Raw genomic sequence first — 13,315 nt, forward strand, 5'->3', positions numbered from 1 at the left:
GTAATGCAGGAAGCCAAGCTATACTAAACAAGTATTCAAACATAGAAGTGCATTTAGAACCAGAGCGACCGTTTTTTTGAAGATCGCATGCAGTTGTTTCGATGCTACATAACGAGGGTAAAACTTTTTTGAAATTATTTTTCGGTGGGCGCAACTTTTTTGAAGCCTGTGCGTCTAATTAAGTGGTGTTACATCAATCGCCAAAAAAATCACTCTTTAGACTTGCCTAATATCAGAGTTAGTTGGAATGAATTCTCAACTTTCTCTTTACGATAAGGGTATGCCATTGTATAATGTTATAGTGGTATAAAGGTCTAGCAATTTTCTGCGTGTTTACGAGTTTCTGCGACATGTTATTACATAGGGTTAAACATGGCGACAGACATTATTTATACTAAATACTGCTCAACTCTGGGAAGGGGGTGACACACACATGAGGGAAACGAGCAATTCATTTTTTAAAGAAAACTCTCAACAACCGAAGCAATTTAGAGGAGGAGAAAAAAAGGTTATGAAGAAAAGTTTATTGGCATCCGTGCTATCTCTCTCCCTTGCTATGGCCGTAACAGTTCCAGCATTTGCTGCAACTCCAACTGACGTAGCAGGCGTGAAAGAACAAAGTGCAATTGAGGAGCTTGTAGCTCTTGGAATTATCAATGGTTATACTGACGGTACTTTTAAGCCAGGTAACAACATTACTCGTGCTGAGCTTGCTAAAATTATCGTTATTGCAACAGGTAGTGAGCAAGCTGCTACTGCTCTGCAAAACGTTAAATCCCAGTTTAAAGACGTTAAAACAAACGAATGGTACACTGGTTACATCAACGTAGCTGCTGGCAAAGGCTTGCTGCTTGGTGACAAAGGTACTAAAAACTTCCGTCCGAACGCTAACATCAAGTTCGAAGAAGTTGCTGCAATCGTTATCCGTGCTCTGGGATACCAAGATTCTAACCTGACTGGTGCGTGGCCTTACAATGTTACTTTGAAAGCTGAAGAAGTAGGGATCTTCAAGAAAGTTGATCTTGCTCTTGGTACTTCAGCTACTCGTGGCGTTGTTGCTCAACAAGTTAGCAACGCTCTTGGTGAGAACATTGTAGAATGGAATGCTGATTCCAAACTGTACAGCAATGCTACAGACCGTGATGGCAATGCGCTTATCTTGATCTCTCGTCTGGGAACAACTTCTAATCAAGTGATTTCTTCTGCAGTTCTTGACACTAACGGTAAAGTAGTTTTGAATGGTGTTCCAAAAACACTGTCTTCTAACTTCATTATCACTGGTGGTAAAAAACTGTCTGATCTATTGGCTCATAACGTTACTGTTCTGGCTGATGCTGATGGTAAAGTTCGTGCTATCACTGATAACCAAAAAGAAGATAACGTTGTTACTGGTAAATTGAACGTAGATTTCAACAATGCTCTGCAAGTTGAAGTTAAAATCGGAACTGCTGTAACTAAGTATGATACTGTTGGTGGATCTGTATACTACCTAAACAGTGATTCTGCTGTTGCTTCCGATTTCCCATTGAAAAAGGATTCTGATGTTTCTGTATTCTTGTATGACAATACAAAAGAAAACAGAGAAGCAAATCCTAGCCGTGTTGGTAAAGTACGTGCAGTAGTTGTTTCGAAAGCTAATGCAGCTGATGCATTGTTCGACTCTTACGTAGCTGCTACAACAACTGCTAAAGCTCGTGTTCTGACTCAATCGAACGTTTCCGTAACGGTTGACGATGCAACTTCTATCACTATTAATGGTGAAGCTAAAGCTGCAACTGATCTTGTGAAAAACGATGTTCTTGACATTGTGTATAACAAAGATAGAGCAGCAGTTAAGATCACTGCAACTCGCAATGTTGTTGAAGGTAAAGTAACAGCTAAGAGCACTCAAGCTGATGGTACTGCTGTTTACACTGTAGACGGTAAAACTTACACAGTGGTTACTGGCGCTCTTACTGGTAGCAAAGCTCTGACAGTAGATGCTTCGTACAAACTGTTCTTGAACAAAGACGGTAAAGTTGCTGGCGCTGAATTGTTGACTGGTGGTACATCGGAACTGAAGTATGCTATCGTTCTGAACGCTGACAACAACGTTACTTCCAGCGGTGCGTTCTCTTCTACTAAAGACGTTTTGAAATATTACTCGATCAAAGAAAATAAAGCGCTTGAAGTATCTTTGAACAAGGACACTTTTGCTATTGCTGGTGATGTTCGTGGTAATGCAATTACTACTATCAAAACTGGTGACGATGTAGAAAATACATCTGCTACAGCTGCATTTAATATCGTAGCTGCACCTATCTTTGTTGAGTGGGTATTGAAAAATACTGACAACAGCATCAATGGTGTTAAAAATGATCAACTTGCTCCAACTCCGTTGACTACTCTTGCGGAAATCGATGCTAAAACAGACACATCGTTGAAAATCATCGAGAATGGACGCACTAAAACTTACGAAATTAACGCTAATACTGTAGTTCTTGATGCAACTAAAGCTGTTGCTAAGGCTCCTGGTGATCGTGAAATTTCTACAAGCACTTTGGCTAACTTGACTGTTGGTAATAAAGTAACTGTAATCACAGATGGTCCTTCTGCATTTGCTAAATACGTTGTTATTACTCAAAAATCTGCATCTTCTGCAAAAGAAGCTAAATACGGTTTGTTCGTAAGTGCTTCTCAGAATGGTGATGATTACTCTGTAACTATCAACGTTAAAGGCACTGATGAAACTCATGCACTTACTGGTTCCGAAGGTAAAAAAATCTTTGATCAAATCAAAGCGACTAATCCTTCTGTAGCTGGTTCAGTATACAATGCTGATTCCAGAACGCTTGTTGCTTTGACAGATACTTTCTTGAAATCTACTGATACTGGTTATGCTACTGCTCCTTCTGACTACAAAGAAGCAAGCACTGGTTATGACACATTGCAAGTATTTACTGCAACTCAACACATTGATTTGGTTGATCAAGCTGCTACTAGTCTTTCAGATTCCACATTGAAACTGGCTGGTTCTGCAACTAAGTACTATGTGAACAGCACAACTGCAGTTTATGTGTATGACAAAACTAACAACACTTTGACTACAAATGGTATCTTTGCTGATGTAACAGCTTATGCTGGTGAAACAGACCTTAGCAAATATGCTCTTGCAGTAGTAGGTGACGATAACTATGGTTCGTACACACTTGCTAAGGCAATCGTTCTTGTTAAACTGAAGTAATTTCAGGTTAACACAAGGAAACCGATGAGATCTTCTCATCGGTTTCTTTTTTTTGTGTTCACACTTGATTCATAAAAGTTTGTTATAATTAGAGTAGAAAAAAATGTTTTGAAGGGGTGAATTGCTCGGCATTACAGCGAAACTTTTTGTTGGGTATGAACGTCTATATAAAAAAAGATGTGGAGTGATATTTTAATGCAGACGGTTGTTTCAGGAAGCTCGAAATTGAAATGGCGTATTTATGTAGCCATGTTGTTAGTTGTAGCTCTGCTATTTCCTACGTTGCCAGCTACGAGTGAGGCGGCCTCTACGGCGAGCAGTATTAAACCTGTGTACATAAACAGTAACTCTTATGTGAAGCTGGATAGTGCAGATATCCTTGCTACAAGCAAAGGTAAAACAGCCAGCTTTACGATCACACTTTATAACGGAGGAAGCAAGGCAATTAACCTTCAAGACTATTGGTTCCGTTTAGCCTCTACTAGTGGAACTAAATATACTTTGTATATGCTGGACAGTGATAAAACGAAGAAAACCGTTCAAGCTAATTCGAATGTAACATTAACTTTTTATAGCGAGTTGCCATCAAGCATAACTTTGCCTAAGCTCATTTTTAAAGTCGTAAAGTTTGATTTCAGTGTCGCTGGTTATGAGAAGACAATAGGGCAGTTTAAGTTTCCAGCAGATTATTCTACGGATGTTAAAGCAGGTGGCTATACCTCTGTGAAGTTGAATAGCACTCCTGTAAATATTAGAATCACCAAATCTACCATGTCGACAAGCACAGATAATAATACGGTTAATATTGAATTGGCTATGCGCAATACGAGCAGTTCTGAGCTGTCACTTGCTAACTTGCAATTTCTAGCTCAGTCGGCAGCTGGAGGCATGTACAAGATGAAAGTCACTTCGACTACCTCTGGTACAGCAGAAGCGATTGTATTGCGTCCTAAAATTCTTGAAACAATTAAATTAAGCATCACCCTTCCTAAATCTGTTTCTACTAAAGGACAAAAGCTAGTTATTACACAAGGTATTAGCTCTGGCTCAGGAGAAGGGGCGTCGACCTTATCTTTGCCTGTTTCTAAAATAGGGTATAATCTGAAAACAGCAAATACAACAACAGCAACAACTTATGAATATATTAAAGACGATTATACTTACAAAATGAATGTTGCTTCTATTCAAAGAAATACATGGGGCGGTGAAGACAGTCTGATCGGAAAGCTTGTTATTACAAACACAAGTTCCAAAACAGCTCCTATCCCAGCAATTGAGGGTTCATTTTATCTTGGAGATAATGCAGCTGTGAAAACAACGATCATTCCCTTCACAAACCCTGTAGCTATTCCAGCTAAGAGCTCTGTTACGATTTATTATACGGGCGCAGTTCCTACAACTACATCGTTAGCTGATTTGAAACTCAAGCTATTTGAGAAGTCCGGTGAATCGCAGACAGAATTGGCTGCTTTAAAAACACCAGCGGCTATCATACCTAAAGCTATCGCTCTGGGCAGTGAAAACAATGTCAACGATATCGGTGAGAATTTCACAGTAAATGTAATGAAGACACAACTACTAGAAGGAACTTCTAACAATCTTTATGCAATTTATATGGATGTTACAAATAAACAGGCTCGCGCACTTGCTACTACTAAGCTAGTTGGTTATTTGAAGACAGCTGATGGAGATAAATACGATATAAAATTACTGAAAACAAGCAATTTGATTAATCCAGGTAAGAAAGAGCAAATTATCGTAACTGCTGAGGTCCCAAAACAGCTGGAATTAGCTGGGGTAACGGTAGTAATGGGTACTGCTTTTAATGCACAAGGTATTGTAAAAAAAGATGATGCTGAGATTATAGGTTTTGTAAATCCTGTGAGTTATGCTTTGCCAGAGTATAACCAAACGGTAACTTCTGATTTTAGCAAAGTTCAAGTAGGCCCTTATACCATTAATATGGATAATATTATTACTTATTTGAATGATGACAAAATTGATGTTGATTTCTCTGGTCAAGTTTCGAAAGACCTTAGTTATGAAGGCTTTAGTGCTAAGAAATTTACTTTCGCCATCGAGGATCAATCAACAAATCTATCTATGATTAATTCTCCATTTGAGTTGGAAGGTACAGCAGGTACAGCAGGACAATACGTTTGGAAAGTTGGTAGTAATTACACCAACATTGTTCAAAGTGTAACCGATAAACTAGTTGCAAGAACGATTCAGTTAAATATCTATGAGGAGATTAATGGATATAAAACGAAGCTAGTATCGAAAAATATTAAATGGTCGGCATACTTGAACTGGGCTGATCCAATTAATAAGGAATAGTTGGTTCGTATAGTGTTTTTAAAATTTTGTAGTTAATTTTTTAAAAATCAGGTATCTTAATAGGATACCTGATTTTTTTTCTGAGAGGAGTAATAGAGTTGAAGAAAACGACAATGAAAGTGGCTATTGGTGCAGCACTCCTATTGGTAGGTTTCGGTATTGGCATTCTCAATCCGAAAGCAATCGAAGCAGATGGCGTATCAACAACTCCAGGCTCTATTGACGATCCTGTTATTACAAAAAGTTATTTAGATGAGCAGCTTGCTAAAGTATCTGGTGGCAGCAGCGGAGCGGGTACTGGCTCAACTGGCACGTCCAACGCTCAGGCTTCACTGCAAGTCGTTAGTGTGCCTAGTGGCAAAGTGCTGCTTGGTGATGAAGGAACAGAAATCATTCTTCGTGTAGGCAAAGCAGTAGCCTACAGCTCAGATAGCAGTGGTATTGTGGATATAACAGATGGCAAGGATCTGGTTAAAGGTAATTCCGTAGCCAGCAACCATCTTTTACTAATGCCTCGCTCGGGCAGGGGAGTTACGGCTGCGGCAGGTTACACTAAATCATTAACGGTATTAGTTCGTGGTGGATACAAGCTGCAATCCGTTAACTGAGTTAGTATAATTTGTGTAAGTTGACAATAGATTATACGCTTGAACAAATGTCCGGAGGTTAAAATAAGAGCATGCTCCCATCATCCAACAGTGAGGTGTTCTTATTATGAGTCGTTCTAATAAAGTAGCCGTTCCACTTAGTAAAGCAGCTCTTCAGCAAATGAAATATGAAATCGCTGAAGAATTTGGACTATACTCCTATCATTCCCAGTCAAACGGTGATGATACGGAGTTTGCGGGTGAACTGGGATCAGTACCACAAACTACTGGTTCAGTCCATTGGTCACAGCTTTCGACAAGACAAGCCGGTTCCGTTGGCGGGGAAATGACGAAACGCCTTGTAGCGCAAGCAGAGTCCGTTTTAAACGGTTATATTTAAAATATAGGAAAGGATATGATTTAGCCATCCATTCTCTATATTTCTCGGACTGAAACGCGCCACGCCGCCAGAGGAGGGAGACAGCCGTTTCACCTTAACCTTTACTGAAAATTAATTCTTATCGGGATAGTATCCATTGACAGGAAGCGACATTTTCGGTAACATACTTTATTAGAGAGTTGTAAAACAGCCTTTTCCATAAGGAAAAGGTTCGTTTTTTGTTTATAAGTTCTGAACTTATTTATATTAAAGCTGTAGGAGGTTGATACGGGTGTCAATTAAAGGTCGTCATTTGTTTACATCAGAATCAGTAACGGAAGGTCATCCCGATAAGATTTGTGACCAAATTTCCGATGCAGTATTGGATGCATTCCTGGAGTCAGATCCTTATGCGCGTGTAGCGTGTGAAGTATCTGTAGCGACAGGACTTGTTCTCGTTATTGGTGAAATTAGCAGCCGTGCGGACTATGTCGATATTTCGGCTATCGCACGTCGTACAATTAAAGAAATTGGGTACACTAGAGCTAAGTTTGGTTTCGATTCCAGCACTTGTGCGGTTCTGACTTCGCTTAATGAGCAGTCTGCTGATATTGCTCAAGGTGTTAATGCTGCCCTTGAAACACGTGATGGCAAAGATATTCAACAAGAGAACGAAGATATTGGTGCTGGTGACCAAGGCTTGATGTTTGGTTTTGCAACCAACGAGACACCAGAGCTTATGCCTCTTCCGATCGCGCTATCGCACCGTATTGCACGTCGCTTGTCTGAAGTGCGTAAAAACGGTACGCTTGAATATCTTCGTCCTGATGGCAAAACTCAAGTTACAATCGAGTATGTCGATGGTAAGCCGGTACGTGTTGATGCAATTGTTGTATCTACACAGCATGCTGAGGAAATTAGCCTAGAGCAAATTCAAAGCGATATTCTTGAGCACGTTATTAAACCAGTTGTGCCAGTTGAGTGGCTGGACGCTGAAACAAAATACTACATTAACCCGACAGGCCGTTTCGTTATTGGTGGTCCTCAAGGTGATGCGGGTCTTACTGGCCGCAAAATTATCGTTGATACGTACGGTGGTTACGCACGTCACGGCGGCGGCGCATTCTCCGGTAAGGATCCTACAAAAGTTGACCGTTCTGCGGCGTATGCAGCCCGTTATGTAGCTAAAAACATTGTTGCAGCTGGACTAGCTGATAAATGTGAAATTCAGCTTGCTTACGCTATTGGCGTGGCAAATCCGGTTTCTATCAGTGTAGACACATACGGAACAGGTAAAGTGGATGAAGAGAAGCTGGTTGAAGTTATCAGCAACAACTTTGACCTTCGTCCTGCAGGCATTATTAAAATGCTTGATCTGCGTCGCCCAATCTACCGTCAAACAGCTGCTTATGGTCACTTCGGCCGTACAGATGTGGATCTTCCTTGGGAACGCGTTGACAAAGCGGATAAGCTGAAAGCAGATGCTTTGGCTTAATAGCCAATTTTGATGCGATTATGATACTGTAATGATATAGTTTAAGAAATGAACACCCCTTGAATAATAATTGGGAAGCCTACGAGCGGCTCAATTTATTCAAGGGGTGTTTTTATATGGAAATAGTGCTTTTCGATTCAAATGATAAGTAATTCATGAAACATTATTCCTTTTTGATTCCAAAAAGCCCTTGATAAGGTGATATAATATGGTTTAAACTTCTTGGCTAATTAATATAAAATCGTATATGGCAAGTTGTATAAGCTTTCGATTTTAAATAACAAAATAATTGAGATAAGGAACCTTCAAAATTTAGTAATCGCCTCTTACAGTATTCCTAATCCTGTAGTTGGCGATCTCAATTCATATTTTGCTTTGGATTACATGCAATTTATTTATTGGGATGGCAACGATTTAATTGTGACTGCTTTTGTTCGTCAATTATCAACGCAGGATGGCAGCTTTGTTACAGCAAGATTTAACAATCTGACTGCTCTAAATCCATAAGAGAAACATGCTTTTGGAAGGATGAAAATTAAATCCATAATGTAGGGGACGTTACGGGAGATCGTAGCGTCTTTTTATTTTATAGCCAAAAAGATAGTAGATAATATTTTATTCATTGGAAATTATCCGGAAAACCTACATTTTTGGCACTCAGAAGCCGACAAATAAGGTACGAGTGTAAATTTTTGGGGAGTGAATGAAATGAGTCGTTACAAAATTAGTATTCTTCTAGTATTCGTACTCTTGCTACAAATTGCATTGCCGCCAAGTAGCAGCCTTTTGACCAACGAAGTGTATGCGGCAGTCAACGGTCCTATTATTACAAGCAAATCACCAGCTAATACTTTTGGAAATGTCGGACTCGGTGCGCCTCTTTCCTTTACTTTTGATGAAAGTGTAGTAAAAGGAACAGGACCTGCTTCAATTACGATCTACAATTATTCGAATAATACTCAATTTGAGACGTTTAATGTTGCGACAAGTAATCGAGTTGCCATTGATGCTACCGGTAGAACGGTTACGATACAGCCAAGTACTTCTTTTGCTGTAGGCACCGAATATTATGTATTCATTGACCAGGGCGCATTTGTAAATGCATCCAATGGTGCGAATTTTAGCGGCATTTCCAATGCTGCGGATTGGAATTTCAGAACAGTAAGTCAGGTTGACAGTACACCTCCAGACTTACGGTCTGCGGTGTCGCCCGCTCCTGAATCGGGCGGGGCGCTCATTACAACTACAATAACGATCCCATTTAATGAAAATGTATATACGACATATGGGGCGATTACGCTGGTATCTGCTCCAAGCGCAACAGCTTATGACTCTAGAGAAATAGCGGTCAATTCCGCTCAGGTAGTGGGCAGTGGCACTTCCACTCTGACGATTAAACCTTCTGAAGCGCTCTATCCGAATACGACCTATACAATTACGATTCCTAGTCATGTTATTCAAGACAGCTCGGGCAATCGCTATGCCGGAACGACATGGCGTTTTACAACTGCGCCAGCGCCAGTTAATGCAACCGGCTTAACCCCTGGAAATTCCGCCACTTCTGTCGGAGTAAGCAGTTCTTTCAGCATGAGCTTTGATAAAAATGTGAAAGCGAATGCTGGGAAATACATAAGTCTCGTGCGCGTAAATGATAATTATGCGGATCGCTATCAGGCTACAGATACGTCCCGTGTCAGCGTTAGCGGAAATACCGTTACCTTTACGCCTCCGAAGCTGCTCGCAAATACCCGCTATTATATATTAATCGATGCAGGAGCCTTCGCAGACAGTACGACTGGGGACTGGTTCCAAGGTATATCCAATGCTGCTACGTGGAGCTTTACGACGAGTCCTGGTGACGAGACTGATCCACCACGGATTCAGAGTACTTATCCTGCCCACACGGCAGCAATCGGAACGCTTAACTCCAGCATTGAAATAAACTTTACGGAGCCGGTTTATCCGAGCGCAGGCAATATAGAAATTCGCAACTCGAACAATACCATTTTTGCCACTATTCCCGTGACCTCAAGCTATGTAACGGGTGGCGGAACGAGCAAAATTACGATTAACCCGAATAAGACCTTTATTAACAATTCGCAGTATTATGTGGTTATTGGGAGCAGTGCTTTCCGTGATGCCGCGGGGAACTATTTCGCCGGACTTTTAGCGAACAACTGGACGTTCCGGGTAACTCAAGATACCGTAAGGCCAACGATTGAGTCACAAAATGCCGTTAATAATACGCAAAATGTACTGACAGATGCGTATTTCTCCGCTATTTTCAGCGAGACTATTGTAAAAGGCACGGGTACGATTACGATTAGACCGGTCACTCCGGCGACTGGCGTAGTCGACATTCCGGCTAATTTCTACATTGATCCAAACAACAGCCGTCAACTAGTCATCACGCTTCCAACAGGTACAACGATGGCTCCGAACACAAATTATTATATCGAGATTAGCCCAACGGCAATCTATGATTTGTCGGATAATGCATTCCTAGGTATTCAGAATGCTTATCAATGGGCTTTTAAAACAATAGGTATTGATACGACGCCTCCTGCTGTTAGCAAGATGGAAGTCAAAGGCTCAACTATCGTCATGACCTTTAACGAGGATCTTAAAGCAAGCTCTGTCCCGGCCTTAAGCAGCTTCTATATTACGGTTAATGGCGAGCGGCGTGAATTGCTGTCGGCTGCTGTATCGGGAAGTACCGTTACGCTGACGTTAGCAGGGACGCTCGTTAATATTCAGACGGTCAAGCTTTCCTATTCCAAGCCTACGACGACAACTGGGGGTATACAGGATCTCGTTGGCAATCAAGCGCTAAGCATTGCGAATCAGGACGTGGCATTTGCAGTTGATGCTACAGCGCCAACGCTTTCCAGCGGAACGGCAACAGGCAGCGTTGTAACGCTCACATTCAATAAAGCGTTGGCTTCCGTCAATAATTTGGCGTATCAGCAATTCCGCGTCAATATTGGTGGTGCCTCCTATACACCGACGGCTATTAGTATCAATGGCTCGGTTGTCACGATGAGTGTAAATGCGACGATCGCCAATCAGTCCGTTTACGTCTCTTACACACCAGGCAGCTATCCGCTTAAAAGTACGGATGGAGCCAATGTGGCCGCTTTTAGCAGCTACTACATTACGAATACGGTTGATGTAACAGCTCCAACGCTGCAAGGTGTATATGCAAATGGCAGCATCATTACGCTTAGTTATAACGAGACGCTGAGCACGAGCGCTATTCCGCCTGTAAGCAGCTATACAGTCAGCGTGAATGGAAGCCTTCGTTCGATTGTGCAAATATCGGTGTCCGGCAGCCAAGTACTGCTTACACTAAGCTCGGCCATTAGCTCAAGCGATACGATTTATGTATCGTATAATATGTCTTCACCAAGAGTGGTGGATCTGGCCGGAAATGCGGCAGCAAGCTTTTCGACTCAAAAAGCATCTATGGGATCTGCAAATAGCTCGCTTTACTCAGCAGTCATTAAAGGAAATTCGCTTGTGCTTACATTTGGAGAAACGATGAATAGCTCCTACGTGCCCTATACAACGCAATTTTCCGTTATGGCGGGCAGCTCGACGGCTTCGGTTACAGGCGTATCGATTAGCGGTTCTACAGTTACGCTTACGCTCGCAACGGCGATTGCTTCGACGAGTTCGGTGACCTTTAGCTATTATGCTTCAGGAACGACGCTTCGTACTTCATCGGGCAAAATCATTGAGAACATTTTGAGCCAGTCTGTCACGAACAGCTCGTCAATCATTGATTTGATTCCAGGAGAGTTCACCCAATCGTCCGATGGCGGTGTTCTCATGACAAGCGGTGCTTTTACAAAGACGTCGTATCAGACCGCTTCAGGCAGATCGTCAGTGAAATATTCCATTTCAGCGGAAAAACTAGCTCCTGCCTATCAGGCGGCAAGAACGGCCGGCCTTACGAAGTCGCGAATTATTGTAGAAATTCCGAATTCTGAAAATGCGGCTGTCGTAGCTGTACCACTGTCTACGCTGCTCAATGCGAGTTCTATCAATACGAATCCGTTTTTTGTTGTAAAATACAATGGCGCATCGTATGAAATTCCGCTCGGTGCCTTGAATTATTCCAAGCTTACAAGCTCTGTCGGAACAACGGGCGAGCTACTAATTGAGCTTGAGCTTGGCACCACATCGCTTACATCGGCATTGACGAATAGGCTGAATCTATCAACGATCTCACTCTTATCGGGAATTGTTCATTTTCAGCTCTATGCAGTTAGTGGTACAATAAAAAGCGAGATTACAGAGCTTAACAGCTATGCGACTTTAAGTGTAGATACATCGTTGGCTGTGACGAGAAAAAATACAGCAATCGTGCGGGTTGACCCTGTTGCGGGTGCATTGACCTACGTACCGACGATATTTTCCACGTTGAATAACAAGACGGTTGCTACTTTTAGAAGTAAAAGCATCGGCGCTTTTGCATTAGTTAGCAATTCTGTCAGCCTTATTGATATTAGTAGTCATTGGGCTGGCCCAACGGCGCAGTCGCTTGCCAACAAAAATATTGTTGCAGCGCGCACAGGCAACCAGTTCGTTCCAGACAAGCCTATTACCCGCGGTGAGTTCGCAACTTATATTGCGAAGGGACTAGGGCTTTCAGGCAATAAGGCAGCAGCGGCCAAATATTCGGACGTTAATATAGGCACTGAGCTTGCCGCCTACATTGGAGCAGCATCGGAAGCAGGCATCGTGCTTGGCTATACGGACGGAACATTCAAAGCAGATAAATATATTCAACGCCAGGAGATGTCGGCAATGATGACGCGCGCAGCAAGTGCAGCTGGCGCCACCATTCAACTGCCATCTTCAGCCTCTACGTATTTGCAGCCATTTACTGATCGCAACAGCATCAGCTCATGGGCGCGTACGGATGCGGCAAAAGCGATTTATACCGGCGTAATTGGCGGTAAAACGACTAAAACCTTTAGTCCTTTGACGAATGCAACCCGGGCAGAAGCAGTCGTCATGATCAAGCGCTTGTTAGAGCATATTCAATTTCTAAACACGTAGTAAATTGGTACCAGCCCCGGGACACCTTGCATAAAGGTTGTACGGGGCTTTTTTTAATAACCTCTTACAAATTTGGAATTTCATTCGCTTGAGAGAGGACTGATGCCGCAGCGACAGGCGCTCACAGCAAGAAGCAGGATCAGAGACGAACGCTGTTGCCATACGACAAAATTCGCAAAAATCGGAAGATTAGCGGAACTTTTTGCACCTCTTTATAGTCTATATTT

General features: G+C 42.1%; 6 protein-coding genes. All 6 read left to right on the forward strand.

Translation table 11 applies throughout. The annotated features are described in order from the left end of the window. The first annotated feature begins 433 nt into the window (after positions 1-433). The 6 genes from ASF12_RS16935 to ASF12_RS16960 all read left to right on the forward strand — a co-directional run bounded on the left by ASF12_RS16935 (position 434) and on the right by ASF12_RS16960 (position 13,088). The gene (locus ASF12_RS16935) at positions 434-3,223 is read left to right on the forward strand and encodes an S-layer homology domain-containing protein (RefSeq protein ID WP_056036874.1); all 2,790 of its coding nucleotides are present in this window, start codon (positions 434-436) and stop codon (positions 3,221-3,223) included. A gap of 195 nt (positions 3,224-3,418) precedes the next feature. Next, a complete protein-coding gene (locus ASF12_RS16940) occupies positions 3,419-5,560 on the forward strand; it encodes a hypothetical protein (RefSeq protein WP_056036877.1) in 2,142 nt (713 codons plus the stop codon). Positions 5,561-5,658: 98 nt separating this feature from the next. After that, positions 5,659-6,168 (forward strand): hypothetical protein, encoded by a 510-nt coding sequence (locus ASF12_RS16945; RefSeq protein WP_056036879.1) that lies wholly within the window; start codon positions 5,659-5,661, stop codon positions 6,166-6,168. A 106-nt stretch (positions 6,169-6,274) separates the two neighbouring features. Further along, positions 6,275-6,547, forward strand: a complete 273-nt coding sequence (locus ASF12_RS16950; RefSeq protein WP_056036882.1) for an alpha/beta-type small acid-soluble spore protein — start codon at positions 6,275-6,277, stop codon at positions 6,545-6,547. Positions 6,548-6,818: 271 nt separating this feature from the next. Beyond that, positions 6,819-8,021, forward strand: coding sequence for a methionine adenosyltransferase (metK, locus tag ASF12_RS16955; RefSeq protein WP_056036883.1), 1,203 nt, complete (start codon positions 6,819-6,821; stop codon positions 8,019-8,021). 708 nt (positions 8,022-8,729) lie between these two features. Further along, entirely contained in the window at positions 8,730-13,088 is a 4,359-nt protein-coding gene (locus ASF12_RS16960) for an Ig-like domain-containing protein (RefSeq protein ID WP_056036886.1), read from the forward strand. Positions 13,089-13,315: the final 227 nt, after the last annotated feature.

This window comes from Paenibacillus sp. Leaf72, from assembly GCF_001422685.1.
Taxonomy (GTDB): Bacteria; Bacillota; Bacilli; order Paenibacillales; family Paenibacillaceae; genus Pristimantibacillus.